Below are 16,037 nucleotides of genomic sequence, written 5' to 3' on the forward strand. Positions count from 1 at the left end.
TGGTGGAAGAACACCCCCACTGATTAAAGTTTCACTTTATTTTACTTGATCTCTTTTTTCTAATGTCATACTCCATGCTGTTAAAATAACAGCACCTACTACCATAAAGCCGCCTACCCAAGCAGTATGGATTAACCCTAACGAATTCGTTACAAGGCCACCTATATAAGAACCTAAAGCGATTCCTCCGTTAAATGCGGCAATATTAATTGCTGAAGCAACATCAACCGCACTTGGAACAAAGCGCTCTGCCAATATAACTACATATACTTGTAGCCCCGGAACATTCATAAACGCGAATAGTCCCATGAAAATAATTGTGATTAATCCAGCTACTTTAAACGGCGCTGTAAATGTTAAAACAAATAATATAATCGCTTGAATAAGGAACATGTAGAATAGCGCTCGAATTGGATTATGATTCGATAATTTTCCGCCGACCATATTCCCTATCGCAATGGCGATTCCATACACTAATAAAATGATGGTAACGGTACTTGCTTCAAATCCTGTTACTTCTTGTAATAACGGTGATAAATACGTAAATGTTACGAATGTACCGCCGTATCCAAGTGCAGTAATAATGAAAACAAGTAACAGTCTTCCATTTTTAATTAGTTTAAATTGATCACGAAACGATACAGGTACACCATTTTTTAAATTAGATGGGACGAGTATACTATTTGCGATGAAAGCAATAATTCCAATTACAACGATCGCCATAAATGACACTCTCCAGCCAAACTCTTGACCGATAAATGTTCCAATTGGCACACCAGTAATAGTCGCGACTGTTAATCCAGTAAACATAATCGCAATTGCGCTAGCACGTTTATTCTCTGGTACGATTGCAGCCGCAATTGTAGATCCTATCGACATAAACACACCGTGTGCAAATGCAGCTACAATCCTTGCGATAATTAATACAGTGAAGCTTGTTGCTACCGCCGCAATGCCATTACCAATAATGAAAACAACCATAATCCACATTAATAATGTCTTTCGCGACATACTAGCCGTTAACGCTGTTAAAACAGGAGCTCCTACTGCCGCTCCTAACGCATATAAGGAAACCGTTAAACCAGCTGTTGTAACCGAGACATTTAAATCTTTTGAAATAGATGGTAGTAAACCGACACTAATAAACTCGGTCGTACCAATCCCAAACGCACTAATTGCTAGTGCTAATAAAGCAAACATACTTCTTCGATTCGTCTGAACTTCCGAAGATGGTACTGTATATGAACTCAATTGAATTCCTCCTTATTACAAGAAATCCAATCATAATAGTATGATAAAAGGGCCCTTCTATCTTCTAAAACATATATTTCATACTTACAAATGCTATTATGAATGGTTTCATCCTTTTTTTGAAGAACGCACTTTAAAGTACGATAGGCACCAAAAAGTAACATAGTCACTTTTCAGTACCGTACTACTCATTTGCCTCTTACATGTGCTATTATGAAACATATTTAACATAATAAAAAGTACGTACTTTAAAGTGCTATAGGTACTAAAAAGTAACATTTATATTATTTAACTTACTTCGCTCACAAAAGGAGGGTTTCATATGAAGAAATACAATATTCCTGTAGAGGCGACTTTAGAAGTTATCGGCGGCAAATGGAAAGTTGTTATTCTTTGTCACTTAACGAAAGGTACAAAGAGAACGAGTGAACTAAAACGCTCAATGCCTGGTATTACACAAAAAATGTTAACGCAGCAATTACGTGAATTAGAAGACGACGGCGTTATTCAAAGAAAAGTATACAATCAAGTCCCACCAAAAGTAGAATATTCTCTTACTGATTACGGTTGGTCTTTAGAATCGATTCTTGATTCTCTTTGTTCTTGGGGCGAATGCCATCTTGAAAAAGAAGGTAACACATCGATGCTAATTGCGGAAGGTGAATAATAGGAAAAAGGAAAAAACGAACATGAATTTGTTCGTTTTTTCCTTTTTTTCTATATATATATGTACATTTCTAACTGAAACAAAATAATTTATACGCTTTCATACCTTGTCAGCACTACGTTATACACTCAATATCAAATAATTAGGAATCATTTTTATGTTAACATAGGTGTATATAGTATATAATATAGGATATATATTATATACACTTTCCGGTAACGGAGCTTTTCCATTATGCGGACAAGCCATATATCGGACAGTTCATAAATAATAAGTAAGACGTTATGGTTTTAGATTTATGTTTGCAGCTTAGTTGCTGTCATAAATTTAAAGGCATTTTATTGTGTTTTGTGAAACTTTGTATAAAGTTTCGTAAACGGTTACTATCTTACTTATAAAAAATAAGAGTATTGCTATCGTAAAGGAGAATTGGAGATGCCAGAAACTATGACTCAAACAAAGCCAGAACAAGAAACTGTACAAATTTCTGCTAGCCAAGGACAACTTGATGTACTTGATCAGTTGTTAAAACCTGAGGTACAAGAATCATTAACAACACTAGTAGAACAGCTTCCAAAATTAACTGAGCTTGTTAACATTTTAACTAAGTCTTATGACTTCGCTCAAACTGTTGCTACTGATGAAGTATTAAAAAGCGACACTGTTGGTGCAATCACAGAGCTTGTAGAGCCTGTAAAAGATACAGTGAAAAGCATGGCTGCAACTGCAATCGAAGCGAAAGATCGTGCTGACGAAAGCAACGAAGTTATCGGCCTATTCGGTCTATTAAAATTACTAAAAGACCCACAAGCACAAAAAATGTTCCGCTTTGTGAACGCATATCTTCAAATTAGTGCAGAACGTAACAATAAATAATTTAACTTATAACAACAATTAGTAAAGACGGGGGATATCATACTATGTCAAAACAAATTGTCATCTTAGGCGCTGGTTATGGCGGTCTTCTTGCCGCTTTAAACGTACGTAAATTTTACAGCAAATCAGAAGCACAAGTTACAGTGATTAACCAATACCCAACACACCAAATCATCACTGAACTACATCGCCTTGCAGCTGGTAACGTTGCTGAGCAAGCAATTGCAATGCCACTTACAAAGCTTTTCAAAGGTAAAGATATCGATCTTAAAATCGCAACAGTTGAGTCATTCTCAGTTGATAGCAAAGAAATCAAACTAGCTGGTGGCACTACATTATCTTACGATGCACTTGTAGTTGCTTTAGGAAGTAAAACTGCTTACTTCGGTATTCCAGGACTAGAAGAAAACAGCATGGTATTAAAATCTGCTGCTGATGCAAACAAAATCTACAAACACGTTGAAGACCGTATTCGTGAATACGCGAAAACGAAAAACGAAGCTGATGCTACAATCGTAATCGGTGGTGGCGGATTAACTGGCGTTGAGCTAGTTGGTGAGCTTGCTGACATTATGCCTAAACTTGCAAAAAGCCACGGCGTAAATCCAAAAGAAGTTAAACTTCTTCTTGTTGAAGCAGGTCCAAAAATCCTTCCAGTATTACCAGACCACTTAATCGAACGTGCAACTACTAGCCTAGAAGCACGCGGTGTTACATTCTTAACTGGTCTTCCTGTAACAAACGTTGCTGGCAATGAAATCGACTTAAAAGACGGTCAAAAACTTGTTGCTAACACATTCGTTTGGACAGGCGGCGTACAAGGTAACCCATTAATCGGTGAATCAGGTCTTGAAGTAAACCGTGGTCGTGCAACAGTTGATGCATACCTACAATCTACTTCTCATAAAGACGTATTCGTTGCTGGAGACAGCGCTGTTGTCTTCGCTCCAGACGGACGTCCATACCCACCAACTGCACAAATCGCTTGGCAAATGGGTGAGTTAATTGGATACAATTTATACGCAGCACTAGAAGGCAAAGCATTCGAAGAGTTCGCACCTGTAAACTCTGGAACGCTTGCTAGTCTAGGACGTAAAGATGCTGTTGCTACAATTGGAGCAAGCAATACTCCACTTAAAGGCTTACCAGCATCATTAATGAAAGAAGCAAGTAACGTTCGTTACTTATCACACATTAAAGGTCTATTCAGCTTAGCTTACTAATCTGAATATAAGCCCGAATCATGCCCTGCATGGTTCGGGCTATTTTTATCCCGCATTAACGGGCAGTAAAACCTCCACCTTAAAATCCAGTGAATGCAGGGATGAAATCGGAAGATTAACTGCCCGTAAAAGCCCGATTGGTTCAACTAATAATCAGTGGGGAGGAACAACCCCCCCCCCACTGATTAAAGTTTCACTTTATCCGTAATTTTCTCTAACTTATTTATTCGGCAGAAGAATCGTATAACCCTTTTAATTATCTAAATTTACTGATTATTTTATGTCTAAATTGTGTATATGAAAGGATGGAAGTATCCTTCCTACTCCCATCCCCTTCACACAAACTATTCTCCTAATTTCACAAGGCTGTAGTTCTTCTTCCCTTTACGAATAATAATAAATTTTCCATCAAATGAATTTTCTACAGTAACATCCGTACCTACATCCGTTACTTTCTCACCATTCATAGAAATCGCACCGTTATTAATGTCTTCACGAGCTTGACGTCTAGATGGTTCAATCCCTAAATCAACTAGCCACTCTACAATATTTTTCGTCTCTTTGGAAGACTGGAATGTCGGCATCTCTTTAAAGCCTTGTTCAATTTCATCAGCTGTTAACGATTTAATATCTCCGCTAAATAATGCCGAGGTAATTTTCACAGCTTGCAATAATGCCTCTTCTCCATGAACGAATTTCGTCATTTCTTCGCCTAACACTTTTTGCGCTTCACGTTTATGAGGCTCGGCTTCTACCTTCGTTGCCAATTCATCAATTCGCTCTTTCGCTAAGAATGTAAAGTATTTCAAGTATTTAATTACATCACGATCATCTGTATTCACCCAGAACTGGTAAAATTCAAATGGCGTTGTTTTTTCAGCATCAAGCCAAACCGCACCACCTGCTGATTTTCCAAATTTCGTACCGTCTGATTTTAATAATAACGGAATTGTTAGTCCAAATACTTTCGCCTCATGCCCTTCTAACTTACGAATTAAATCTAACCCGCTCGTAATATTTCCCCATTGATCACTACCACCAATTTGCAGTTGAACATCTTCTTTCGTGTATAAATGATGGAAATCCATCGCTTGCAAGATTTGGTACGTGAATTCTGTAAAAGAAATGCCTGTATCTAAACGACTTGCTACAATATCCTTCGCTAACATGCTATTGATACTAAAGTTTTTCCCGTAATCACGTAAAAACTCAATAATGTTTATTTCATGTGTCCAGTCGTAGTTATTTACCATCTTCACTTCGCTATTTCCGCCGAAATCAAATAGCTTTTTCATTTGCGCTGTTAACGCATCTACATTATGCTGCACTACTTCTAAAGTTTGCAGTTGACGCTCTGATTGACGTCCACTTGGATCACCAATTGTTCCTGTTGCCCCGCCAATTAAAATAACCGGATGATGACCAGCTAATTGGAATCTCTTCATCATCATAAACGGAATCAAATGTCCGATATGCATACTATCACCAGTTGGATCTACTCCGCAGTATAGTGAAATCTTTTTCTCTTCTACTAACTTACGTAAACCTTCTTCATCCGTCTGTTGATTCACAGCACCGCGCCATTCTAATTCATCAATAATATTCATCTTTTGTCATCCCCTTTATTTTTTTAAAACAAAAAAGCCCCTATGTCTATGACATAGGGACGATTATTCACCGTGTTACCACCCAGTTTGCATAAATAGCATAGCTATTCATACCACTCTTAGCAATAATATCGATTGCTACTCCGCTTAGCGTTACCTAAGATACTCCAGAGTGTAATTCACAAGTTTGTTTGTGCTAGGTTCCAGCAACCCCTAGCTCTCTTTGATAACAGTGACAAACTGCTACTGGGCTCTTTCAACGTATGTTATTTGTTAAATTATTAGCCATTATATTGAATTGAAAACAAATTGTCAACAATACCCAAATGTTATTTTAAAATAATTCATACTTTTATACGCTTTTAATTCAAAAATTATTGTAGATCTTCTCCAATAATCCTTACTTCTCTCTCTAACTTCACACCGAATTTTTCTTCAACTGTCTTTTGTACGAAGTGAATTAAATCGATGTAGTCTTGTGCTGTTCCATTATCAACATTCACCATAAATCCAGCATGTTTTAATGAAACTTCTACTCCGCCAATTCGCTTTCCTTGTAGTCCTGATTCTTGAATCAACTTACCAGCAAAGTTATTTGGTGGGCGCTTAAATACACTACCGCATGAAGGATATTCTAAAGGTTGTTTTGATTCACGCTTATACGTTAAATCATCCATTTTTTCTTTAATCTCTTCATGTACACCTTCTTCAAGTTCAAATCTCGCTTCAAGAATAATGTAATGATTGTTCGCAAATACACTCTTACGATATCCAAATTCAAATGCTTCTTTCGTTAAAGTGCGTAACTCTCCATCACCTGTCATTACGACAGCTTCTGTTAATACAAACGATACTTCACCACCGTAGGCACCAGCATTCATATATAATGCTCCGCCAACTGAACCTGGAATGCCACAAGCAAACTCAAGCCCTGTTAAATTGTGGTCTAATGCAATACGTGATACATCAATAATTGCTGCACCGCACTGTGCTACAATCGTTGTTCCTGTTACAGTAACACCTGTAATATGAATTAAACTGACCGTAATTCCGCGAATCCCACCATCTTTAATAATGACATTTGATCCATTTCCTAAAAACGTAACTGGAATATTATATTGGTTAGCATACTTAATAACTTCTTGAATTTCATCATAATTCGTAGGCGCAACGAACACATCTGCTTTTCCGCCAACTTTAATATGCGTATGATTCTTTAACATTTCATCTTGTGTAACATGACCTTCAGGCAATACCGTACTTAAATATTTATAAACCTCTTGCATATTCATTTTACGATTCCTCTATTTCTATATTCTTTTTATCCCGCTATACGGGCCCATAATATCCCCACATACATGAAATGAAACTAAAGTGGTGGACACAGTGTACCCAAAATCAATTCGAGACACCTATAAACCTCTTAAATTATAAGAGGTGCCACTCATATTAAAATATATATTGCATAATAAAGCAACCCAAATGGACTACTAAACTTGACATGTCATCAGAAAGACAACAATTTGTAAAATATATAACTTTTATAAAACACTATCCTTCAGTATCTTACTATACCACACGAAAATAAAGTGGTATTTTTTTGTAATCTTTACTTTATTTTCTTCAATATAAAAAAAGAGCACATCCCACAGAATGCGCTCTTTCTATACTCTTTATATTACTTTTCGTTCTCTTCTTTTTCCTTATCAAACCATAATAGTTCATCGTCATCAACTTCACCATTATAATTGATTAAAATCTCTTCTCCAGCTTTTATATCCTTATAAGCAAAGAAGTTAAACGTATGGTTCTCGAAGACGATATCATACGTTGCATTCGGCTTATATGAATGATTAAATAACATGCCGTATCCTAAAAGGAATGCCGTATGATTTACCCCATACTCAAATGCGTAGTCAGCAAGTAACGTTTTCTCAATATGTTCATGCTGTTCATTCGGATAAGAGATAACTGGTGCTGAATGTATCAACTCACCCTTTTTAATATCACGAGTTGCAAATACACCTCTATTAAATTCTCCATCACTAAGTTCAGAAGTCTTAACTTCGATCATATGCGTCACCTATATAATTCTTTCTTTGAAGTATTTTATCTCGCTATCTGCGAGGTTCAACTAATAATCAGTAGCTATTAGTTAAATTTTATCTCCTTAAGCTTGGCAGAAAACTCATAGAAAAGCAATTAAATTCCTATCAAGTATTCGTTCAAATGAAAAAGAGCACATCATTTGTGCTCTTTTTCAGCGATATTATTTTTCTAAAATATCTTCTAGCAACTTCACTTGCTCACTAACAGTATGTAGCGTCTTCACCGACGTATCATTTCGATTCTTTTCTTCTTCAATACTTGCTAACACTTCTTCCGTAGCTGCAGAAGTTTGCTGAATTACGTTAGAAGCATGTGTCACATCTTTAACGATATTCGTCGTTTTAACTTGGAAATTTTCTTGATGACCAACAATCTCTCTCATTACATCATTAATCGTATCAATAAACTTCCCTAAGTCCGTTACATTCGTTAAAACACTTGCTAACATTTCGTTACACTCTTCTTGTACTCTTTCTGACTTCTCTACCTGCACTTCTACTTTACTTGCTTGATTACTAAACTCCTTCAAAATTCCTTGAATTCTCCCCGCAGAACGATTCGATTCTTCAGCAAGCTTTAACACTTCATTCGCTACAATAGCAAAACCTTTTCCATGTTCTCCTGCCCTTGCAGCTTCAATATTTGCATTTAAAGCTAGCAAACTCGTTTGACTTGAAATATTCGTTATTACATCTACAATTTCATTAATTTGTTTCGATTGTTTCATCAATTCTCTAAATATCGTTCCTGATTGTGAAACAACATCATTTAAACTTCTCATGTTAGCTTCAAAATTTCTTAAAGTGTTTACACTACCCTTTGAGATTTCCAAACTTTTATCAACACGCATCGAAGCATTTCTTACTTGAGAGATGATTTGGTCAATATTTCCCTCCATATCATTCAATACTTCTACTGAACGTGACATCATCTCTGATTGTGATTGAGTACCAACTGCCACTTCTTCAAAAGCAAAATTAATTTCACTCATCGACTCCATCGAAGTGTTCATATTCTGTCTTAAATGATTGAAATTACTATCTAACTTCACAACAGTTTCCTCAATAAGCCTTTGCGTTTCTTCTAACTCCTGAGCTTTCTTCATCACTGCTTGCTTCTCATCACTTAAACGAGCCAAAAGATTAGAACCAATCTTTGTGACACCCCACATTGCGATCGTTACAATCGCTAACAAGCTTGCAAAATTTGCAGCTTCAGATGATGCTGTATAAGCAAAAAATTGATTTGGCCAATAACTACAAAGTATAAATGTAACAACAACTGCTACCCCGCCAAGAATTAAAATAAGACGTTCACTCAAATAAATAAGTGAAACTGCTAATGTAAAATAGACCATTTGAAATACAGCTGGGCTTTCATTAAATGCTTGTACCATAATGAAAGACATAATAAGTAGCATACATGTCATGATGTATTTATACATTGCTTCCATACTTTCTATAAAAGTAAGTAGCGTTCCAAATACTACGATAGAAATACCACACATCCAAAATGCTACTGCTCTCTCTGTAAAAATATATCCGTAATACCCAATTGCGAGTACCCCGAGGAAGAAACTGCAAATCGTGATAAACAGCAATAAATGATTTTTCTGTGATTCTTTCTCAAGGTTAGAAAAACAAGTTCTCTTTAACCACTCCATATATGAAGCCCCACCTTCTCATACGTATCGATTACTTCAGCTTGAATACCGCACTCACTGGGTTATGATCGCTATTTTCAAACTTCAAATCTTTCCCTTGTACATTTACAATTTCAACATTCGGTGAAACGATAAAGCCATCAATAATCGTGACAAAGTTTTCACCTTCCACGTATTTCTTTACATCATCTCTCACAGTCATAACAGACGGATCTACAGCCCACTTAAAGCCACCATCGGTAAAATCCTTCGGTAACTCTACTAACCACTCAGGACGCTCCTTCACGAACTTCGGATCACTTAACTGAACGTTAGAAATTAATTGATTCCAGTCCCCGCCCATTATTACGTAATCACCATTTTTATAATGTTTGTTCATATATTCTTTTAAATACTCCACTTGTTGCTTTCTAATTTTTCCGCCTTCATCATAAGCAGACAAATGTAAATTTACGAGTCTAACAAATTTTCCATTATTAACAGGAATTTTATGTTCAACAATCGCTCGGTCTAAATCAAATAAACGCTTTGGCCACGGCTCCATTCCTGGTAATTGGAACCTCTTCGCTGTTTGAACTGTATATTTAGAAAACGTACTTAGTCCAGCATCAGCATATCCCATTGGACTTGTGATTGGCACCGGAACCCATTTTGTATCATAGTTCTTTCCGAACGAAGAAGCATAATCAGGCAGTCCTTTTTTCAAAAATTCATGCCCATTTATATCAAATGATCTCATTGATTTTATATCTACTTCTTGTAATAGCGCAAAATCACTATTCTCATTTTGTAAAAACGAAAGCATATTCTTTAAATTCGTTTCCGTTTGTTCTTTACTACTTGAACCAGACCCTTTTCCTCCATCCATAAAGAAGTCTTGATCCTTATCTAGTCCAGCATATCCAATATTAAACGTTGTAACTTTAAATTCATTTCCCTGCGCAATTACGCGCTTCTTATTGTTTTCCACCTTCAAGCTTATAACATCAGCTGGCTGTTCTTTTGTAAGTGTCATATACGCTAAAAACCCACCTACAACTCCCACACCTACTAAAATACATATAAGTATTATTTTTAATAACTTTTTCAAACAAACGACTCCTTTTCTAAAACATACGATTTTACTTTTCTTTATTTTCAGTCAAATAAAAAATGAAAGATATACGAAACATTTTATCACACTGAAAACCTTATATCACTATATTTAGTTTATAAGTAATAATTCTCTATCTTAAACGATTAGAGAACTACAAAATACACCAACTTCTTCACTGGAAATCAAACGCAATTTTTAGTACACTATATGTAATAATTATAGGCGATGGAGTTCGCCATAACCGCTGCTTAGCTAATGACTCCTACCAGTATAACTACTGGTAGGAGTCTATTTTTTTGAGCAAGCTATTTAAAGAGGTGAGGAATTTGATTTATATTATCGTCGGTATAGCCGGTATATTAGGAGCCCTTTCTCGTTATTATTTAGGTCTTACTATCCATGAATTTTGGCATCATTCATTTCCATTAGCTACATTACTCATTAACTTAATCGGCTGCTTCTTATTAGCATGGCTGACTACATATGTTGCACGGCTAAACATCTTACCTTCGGAGGTTATCACAGGCATCGGAACTGGATTCATCGGTTCTTTTACGACGTTTTCAACATTTAGTGTAGAAACCATGCAATTAATTAATCATGCTGAATGGAGCCTGGCTTTCCTATATGTATCATGTAGCATACTTGGCGGTCTCATTATGTCTGGACTTGGCTATACACTAGGTGATTTCTTAATTAAGAAATCAGTTACGGAAGGTGATCACTTATGATGGAAGCTTTATTAGTGGCAACTGGAGGGTTTTTCGGTGCGATTACACGATTTGCAATTAGCAATTGGTTTAAAAAAAGAAATAAAACATCCTTTCCAATTGCTACATTCCTTATTAATATAACAGGAGCATTTTTACTCGGATATATAATTGGCAACGGAGTCACTACAGGCTGGCAATTATTATTAGGAACTGGATTTATGGGCGCATTCACAACGTTTTCGACGTTTAAATTAGAATCCATTCAGCTTCTCAATCGCAAAAAAATTTACACATCCCTTTTATATGTAAGTACTACTTACATAATCGGTATCCTCTTCGCATTCCTTGGAATGAAGCTCGGTGGAATATAAAAAAGCGACTCTATCGAGTCGCTTTCTTTCATAAGAAGTAAGTCCCGCCATATGGAATGGAAAGTAAACCCGCTGGATACACATCATAATGCACACTTTGCATTGGAAATTGTGAGTATTGCATATACTGTCCTTGCATCATTTGTGCAAAATATGCTTGTTGCTGCATTTGAATCACTTGATTCACAGCATGAATTGTCCCCTGTGCCCCGGCTAGCGTTATAGCCGCTCCTACTTGTCTACCATTATAAAAATAATGATTCATCATTATTCAGCTCACTTATTATTTTTCTTCCATATGGTATGTTTCTATTTCATAGTGAGTATTTTGTCCCGATTGGGGAATCCATCACTAATTAAACTTCACTTTATCTATTACTTTTTCTCAGCTTTGAAGTAATATATCCAAATAGTAATACACCAATACCACTAAAGAACAATACATAACTTACCGGTACTAGGAAAAAGAAAGGTTCTTCAAGAAATCCATCCGCTCCTACTTTACTGTTTGAAGCATGTATAGTTAAAGAAATAATCGCTAAAATCATGAAAGAAATAGCTACTACGTATTTATTTTTCATTTTACATTCTCCTCTATTCATATAATTCTTCTTAATTAACATCATATTATCCAAAACAAAATCATTAGTCAATAATAATTTATCGTTTTACAATAAATTATTATTGACTAGGATGAAAAAGGTTTATGAAGCATCTTAAATTGCCTCACAAACCTTTTATAGACAATAAATATTTACACTTCAAACTTCCTGCTTAATACAACATACATTGCGCAAAATAGTACGAATATCCCAGCATAAATTAACAAAACCTCTACACTAAACACATCAGCCAAAGGACCAAATATAATCATCCCTAAAGGTAAAGCACATGAATTCGCAATCTGTACGAGGCTAAACATTCTGCCATGCATAACTGGATCTACTTTCTCCTGCAATAACACAGTAACTGGCGTATTAAAACATGGCATTGTTATACCAATTAAAAAATTAAAGACTAAATACATAATAAATACCGGTGCAATTCCTAGTCCTACCATAAGCAGACCATATAACGCACAGGCCAGCGCTGTTGTATGCATACGATTACGGAAACCACCCCATACTGCAATCAGTACGCCACCAGCTGCTGCACCAGCACTAAAGGTCATCTCACTAGCAGTAAGTCTCCACATTTCCGCCCCGAAGGAACGAGTCACCATTAAAGGTGTTAAAAAGGCGGCTGGACTTATTAAAATCATAATAATGATTAATAAAACGAGTAGCCTTTTCATACATACATTTTCTTTTAAATAAGCAAACCCTTCTTTTATACCTTGTAGATTAGATTTTTGCTTACCCCCTACATTCACATGTCCTTCCACTTGAATGATAAACATAATACTAATTCCGATTATAGCTGTAATAACATCAATAAAAAATGTCGTTTCAATGCTAGTAACAGAAAGAATTACGGCACTTACCGCCGGTGAAAGAAACATAATTAAAGATGTAATACTACTATTTATCCCATTTACTTTCATAAGATAATCTTTCGGAACAATTTGTGGAATTAACGCATTCACAGCCGGCGTTTGTACACCTGTACCAGCTGAGCGAATGAGTAATACTATAAACAGCATCCAAATACTTTTATATCCTGTTAAAAATAAAATTGCCAAAATTAACGTAGCAATCGCTATAATTCCATCCGATAACATAATCATCTTTTTACGGTCATAATGATCAATCCACACACCAGCAAATAAAGATATCGCAATTTGTGGTAGAAAACCGCAAACAGTTGAAATGGTCAACATCGCCCCTGATGATGTTGTAAGGGTGATATACCATATAATCGCGTATTGCACGAGAGATGAACCGAACAACGAAATAGTTTGAGCGGTTAAAAATAATATAATGTTCATTCTCCAATTATTTTCATTCATATATTTCACACCCCCTTAACTAATCCCGTCTCTATATTGAAAATACTATCCGCCCAATCAAGATAAAAACTCGCTTCATGAGATACGAGTATAACGCTGCCCTTAAACTGTATTAGCGCCTTTTGCAAAGCTTCCTTCGCTTCTGCATCTAAATGATTTGTCGGCTCATCTAAAATTAAGAAGTTACAAGGTGATAGTAATAATCCACACAGTTTCACCTTCGATTGTTCACCACCACTTAACGTACGAATTTCTTGCGAGACATGAGTATCTTTCACACCACACGCAGCTAAATGATGACGTATTTCCTTCATATTCAATGTAGGAAACTGTTCCGAAATAATTTGAAGCGGAGTTAAAGAATCATTGCTCCAATTTAAATCTTGCTCATAATATCCAATCTTTATTTGCTCTGAGAAGTGAAATTCTCCAGCAATACTAGCAATAGTGCCAACAATTGTTTTTAATAAAGTAGATTTCCCTACTCCATTGAATCCTGTAATAACAAGTTTTTGCCCACCCATTACTGAAAAATTCAATTTTGGTAAGAGAGCAAAGTCATAACCAACTTCGAGATTATTTACCTCAAGAACTGTTTGAACTGAAATAGGAAGTTCCCGAAAATGAATAGACGGTTTATGGGTAAAACTTGGTGGCGCAATTCTTTCCATACGTTGCAACTGCTTTCTACGTCCTTGTGCTATTTTTGAATTCACTCCAGCAATATTTCTACGAATATACTCTTCCGTTTTTTCAATTTTCTTCTGTTGTGCATGGTATTGGCGAATATAATCTTTTCGCAAATGCTCCTTTTGTCTTACAAAATCTGAGTATTTTCCGTAATACTTCTTAACTGTTCCAAACTCTACATCACATATGCAAGAAGTCACCTTTTCCAGAAAATCAAAATCATGTGACACTACAATAAACGCCCCTTCAAAATTCATTAAATAATTAGCAAGCCACTCCACATGCTCCTTATCAAGAAAATTCGTCGGTTCATCTAGTAATAAAATAGTCGGCTCTTCTAATAAAAGCTTCGCTAAAATTACCTTTGCACGTTGTCCTCCGCTTAATTCACCAATAACACGATCCATCCCGATAGCATCAATACCTAAACCAGCTGCCACCTTATTCGTTATACTGTCTACCGAATAAAAATCACGAGCCTCAAGCTGTTCTTGAATCTCTGCCGCTTTTAATAGTTGATTCTCATCTCCAGTCCTAGCACTTTCTTCATATAACTTGTTCATTCTATCTTCCATTTCATACAAATCATAAAAAGCTCTCTTTACATATTGTGAAATGGTATAGCCCCCATCAATTTCTGCGTATTGATCCAGATGTCCAATTTGAATATTAGGTTGCCACTTTATATCTCCTTTATCAGGAATGATTTCTCCAATCAATATTTTCATTAACGTGCTTTTTCCTGCACCATTCTGTCCAACAATCCCCATATGTTCTCCTTTATGCAAACTAAAAGAAGCATTTTCATATAAGGCTTTATCTATAAAACTATGTGATAAACCTTCAACTTTAAGTAAACTCATTCGTATTCCTCTTTTCCTGAAATTAAAAAAAGCAGAGAGATAGCGTCATTCGACACTAGCCCTCTGCTTCGTGGTTTTTCCTATACTACTCCAATTTATAGTAAAGGCTCATTGGAATAATATACACAAAGGGCCATAGACAAAGCATTGTCTATGGCCCTTAATCTATTTTATACATCGACTTACAAACCGTAACCAAATAAGCATAGATAAACTATACTTTTTTAGAAAAGTTATTCAGCCGATGAATATAGGGGATTTATGCCCCTTGATTAAGCTCCGTACAACGCTTCACCGTATACATTTGTGCGGAGCAAAGTTTTCTAATGAGTTTTACAAATTTTATATAAAGCATGTTCTGCACCTTCCTTAATACTTAAAAGGGATTTTAGCATACGGTTTTGCGAAGCGTCAACATTACTTCCAAATCATTCAACTACTTACTTTCAAAATATTGCTTCTGAAACATGCACAGCCTTTTCGTTTTCTTTATCGACAACTAAATATATCTTATGCATATTTAAGACAGCAAAGGCATAACCCATCGCTAAACGCGTCGCTTCTGCTGCGTAACCATGCCCCTGATAATTTGGATCAATAATAATTTGGAATTCTGTTCTTCGGTGAATATAATCAATCTCCACTAACTCAACCAATCCAACCATTTCATTATCTTTCTCAACGATAAATCGGCGTTCACTTTGATCGTGTATATGTTTATCATACAAGTCCTGCAATTCTACAAAGGCCTCATAAGGTTCTTCAAACCAATACGACATAATATGCGCGTTATTATTCAGTTCGTGTACAAACTTTAAATCTTCTCGTTCTAATGGACGTAACTTCAATTCCTGACTCATTTCTATAACCTCCAAGTAAAAGAAACCTCTTCACTTAATTTCTCAATTTTTTTCAATTTCAAACGCCCTAATTTCATTGTAAACTTTCAAGTAACTTGAA

The 16,037-nt window shown here is 35.9% G+C and carries 15 protein-coding genes, 1 pseudogene, 1 riboswitch and 1 other annotated feature; of the genes and pseudogenes, 5 read left to right on the forward strand and 11 right to left on the reverse strand.

Annotated features, from left to right (window positions below; translation table 11 throughout):
- Positions 1–36: 36 nt before the first annotated feature.
- On the reverse strand, positions 37–1,200 hold the full coding sequence (locus MHH42_RS25615) for an MFS transporter (RefSeq protein ID WP_176549184.1): 1,164 nt from the start codon (positions 1,198–1,200) through the stop codon (positions 37–39).
- A gap of 373 nt (positions 1,201–1,573) precedes the next feature.
- Between MHH42_RS25615 and MHH42_RS25620 the strand changes: the two genes are divergently transcribed.
- From MHH42_RS25620 to MHH42_RS25630, 3 genes are all read left to right on the forward strand, one after another.
- On the forward strand, positions 1,574–1,918 hold the full coding sequence (locus tag MHH42_RS25620; protein ID WP_000760481.1) for a winged helix-turn-helix transcriptional regulator: 345 nt from the start codon (positions 1,574–1,576) through the stop codon (positions 1,916–1,918).
- A gap of 435 nt (positions 1,919–2,353) precedes the next feature.
- The gene (locus MHH42_RS25625) at positions 2,354–2,794 is read left to right on the forward strand and encodes a DUF1641 domain-containing protein (protein ID WP_001115309.1); all 441 of its coding nucleotides are present in this window, start codon (positions 2,354–2,356) and stop codon (positions 2,792–2,794) included.
- Between the two features lie 44 nt (positions 2,795–2,838).
- Entirely contained in the window at positions 2,839–4,017 is a 1,179-nt protein-coding gene (locus MHH42_RS25630) for an NAD(P)/FAD-dependent oxidoreductase (protein ID WP_000043190.1), read from the forward strand.
- A 344-nt stretch (positions 4,018–4,361) separates the two neighbouring features.
- Here the strand turns inward: MHH42_RS25630 and tyrS are convergent, their stop codons facing one another.
- The 5 genes from tyrS to MHH42_RS25655 form a co-directional block, all read right to left on the reverse strand.
- Positions 4,362–5,624 carry a tyrosine--tRNA ligase gene (gene tyrS, locus MHH42_RS25635; protein ID WP_001021087.1) on the reverse strand — a complete coding sequence of 421 codons (1,263 nt, stop codon included), beginning with the start codon at positions 5,622–5,624 and terminating at the stop codon, positions 4,362–4,364.
- A 52-nt stretch (positions 5,625–5,676) separates the two neighbouring features.
- Positions 5,677–5,893, reverse strand: a binding site (T-box leader).
- A gap of 105 nt (positions 5,894–5,998) precedes the next feature.
- Complete coding sequence (gene murB, locus MHH42_RS25640; RefSeq protein WP_001057110.1) at positions 5,999–6,916, reverse strand: UDP-N-acetylmuramate dehydrogenase; 918 nt, start codon at positions 6,914–6,916, stop codon at positions 5,999–6,001.
- Between the two features lie 386 nt (positions 6,917–7,302).
- Complete coding sequence (locus MHH42_RS25645; protein ID WP_000573656.1) at positions 7,303–7,698, reverse strand: SET domain-containing protein; 396 nt, start codon at positions 7,696–7,698, stop codon at positions 7,303–7,305.
- Positions 7,699–7,893: 195 nt separating this feature from the next.
- Positions 7,894–9,396, reverse strand: coding sequence for a DUF4077 domain-containing protein (locus tag MHH42_RS25650; protein WP_000455098.1), 1,503 nt, complete (start codon positions 9,394–9,396; stop codon positions 7,894–7,896).
- A gap of 31 nt (positions 9,397–9,427) precedes the next feature.
- A complete protein-coding gene (locus tag MHH42_RS25655; RefSeq protein ID WP_000734836.1) occupies positions 9,428–10,486 on the reverse strand; it encodes an endonuclease/exonuclease/phosphatase family protein in 1,059 nt (352 codons plus the stop codon).
- A gap of 218 nt (positions 10,487–10,704) precedes the next feature.
- A riboswitch (Fluoride riboswitch) is annotated at positions 10,705–10,764 on the forward strand.
- 54 nt (positions 10,765–10,818) lie between these two features.
- Between MHH42_RS25655 and crcB (MHH42_RS25660) the strand changes: the two genes are divergently transcribed.
- Positions 10,819–11,223: a fluoride efflux transporter CrcB gene (gene crcB / locus MHH42_RS25660; protein ID WP_000639320.1), complete on the forward strand. Its 405-nt coding sequence runs from the start codon at positions 10,819–10,821 to the stop codon at positions 11,221–11,223.
- Positions 11,220–11,576, forward strand: coding sequence for a fluoride efflux transporter CrcB (gene crcB, locus MHH42_RS25665; RefSeq protein WP_000969609.1), 357 nt, complete (start codon positions 11,220–11,222; stop codon positions 11,574–11,576). The genes crcB (MHH42_RS25660) and crcB (MHH42_RS25665) overlap by 4 nt, the downstream gene beginning before the upstream one ends.
- Before the next feature lie 28 nt (positions 11,577–11,604).
- Here crcB (MHH42_RS25665) and MHH42_RS25670 read toward each other — a convergent pair whose 3' ends face one another.
- From MHH42_RS25670 to speG, 5 genes and pseudogenes are all read right to left on the reverse strand, one after another.
- The gene (locus MHH42_RS25670) at positions 11,605–11,844 is read right to left on the reverse strand and encodes a DUF3947 family protein (RefSeq protein ID WP_000980960.1); all 240 of its coding nucleotides are present in this window, start codon (positions 11,842–11,844) and stop codon (positions 11,605–11,607) included.
- A gap of 100 nt (positions 11,845–11,944) precedes the next feature.
- Positions 11,945–12,178: a DUF3955 domain-containing protein gene (locus MHH42_RS25675; RefSeq protein WP_140154169.1), complete on the reverse strand. Its 234-nt coding sequence runs from the start codon at positions 12,176–12,178 to the stop codon at positions 11,945–11,947.
- A 152-nt stretch (positions 12,179–12,330) separates the two neighbouring features.
- Positions 12,331–13,524: an MFS transporter gene (locus MHH42_RS25680; protein ID WP_141559904.1), complete on the reverse strand. Its 1,194-nt coding sequence runs from the start codon at positions 13,522–13,524 to the stop codon at positions 12,331–12,333.
- A gap of 5 nt (positions 13,525–13,529) precedes the next feature.
- On the reverse strand, positions 13,530–15,077 hold the full coding sequence (locus tag MHH42_RS25685; RefSeq protein ID WP_340894513.1) for an ABC-F family ATP-binding cassette domain-containing protein: 1,548 nt from the start codon (positions 15,075–15,077) through the stop codon (positions 13,530–13,532).
- A 452-nt stretch (positions 15,078–15,529) separates the two neighbouring features.
- Positions 15,530–15,937: pseudogene (speG, locus tag MHH42_RS25690) on the reverse strand (spermidine N1-acetyltransferase); the annotation flags it as partial.
- Positions 15,938–16,037 lie beyond the last annotated feature (100 nt).

It is taken from the genome of Bacillus sp. FSL L8-0099, from assembly GCF_038006385.1.
Taxonomy (GTDB): Bacteria; Bacillota; Bacilli; order Bacillales; family Bacillaceae_G; genus Bacillus_A; species Bacillus_A toyonensis.

Excerpts from the sequence above, each read along its gene's own strand:
- MHH42_RS25615 (WP_176549184.1), bottom strand. The coding sequence starts at position 1,200 with ATGTTTGCTTTATTAGCACTAGCAATTAGTGCGTTTGGGATTGGTACG.
- MHH42_RS25620 (WP_000760481.1), top strand. The coding sequence starts at position 1,574 with ATGAAGAAATACAATATTCCTGTAGAGGCGACTTTAGAAGTTATCGGC.
- MHH42_RS25625 (WP_001115309.1), top strand. The coding sequence starts at position 2,354 with ATGCCAGAAACTATGACTCAAACAAAGCCAGAACAAGAAACTGTACAA.
- MHH42_RS25630 (WP_000043190.1), top strand. The coding sequence starts at position 2,839 with ATGTCAAAACAAATTGTCATCTTAGGCGCTGGTTATGGCGGTCTTCTT.
- tyrS (WP_001021087.1), bottom strand. The coding sequence starts at position 5,624 with ATGAATATTATTGATGAATTAGAATGGCGCGGTGCTGTGAATCAACAG.
- murB (WP_001057110.1), bottom strand. The coding sequence starts at position 6,916 with ATGAATATGCAAGAGGTTTATAAATATTTAAGTACGGTATTGCCTGAA.
- MHH42_RS25645 (WP_000573656.1), bottom strand. The coding sequence starts at position 7,698 with ATGATCGAAGTTAAGACTTCTGAACTTAGTGATGGAGAATTTAATAGA.
- MHH42_RS25650 (WP_000455098.1), bottom strand. The coding sequence starts at position 9,396 with ATGGAGTGGTTAAAGAGAACTTGTTTTTCTAACCTTGAGAAAGAATCA.
- crcB (WP_000969609.1), top strand. The coding sequence starts at position 11,220 with ATGATGGAAGCTTTATTAGTGGCAACTGGAGGGTTTTTCGGTGCGATT.
- MHH42_RS25670 (WP_000980960.1), bottom strand. The coding sequence starts at position 11,844 with ATGATGAATCATTATTTTTATAATGGTAGACAAGTAGGAGCGGCTATA.
- MHH42_RS25675 (WP_140154169.1), bottom strand. The coding sequence starts at position 12,178 with ATGAATAGAGGAGAATGTAAAATGAAAAATAAATACGTAGTAGCTATT.
- MHH42_RS25680 (WP_141559904.1), bottom strand. The coding sequence starts at position 13,524 with ATGAATGAAAATAATTGGAGAATGAACATTATATTATTTTTAACCGCT.
- MHH42_RS25685 (WP_340894513.1), bottom strand. The coding sequence starts at position 15,077 with ATGAGTTTACTTAAAGTTGAAGGTTTATCACATAGTTTTATAGATAAA.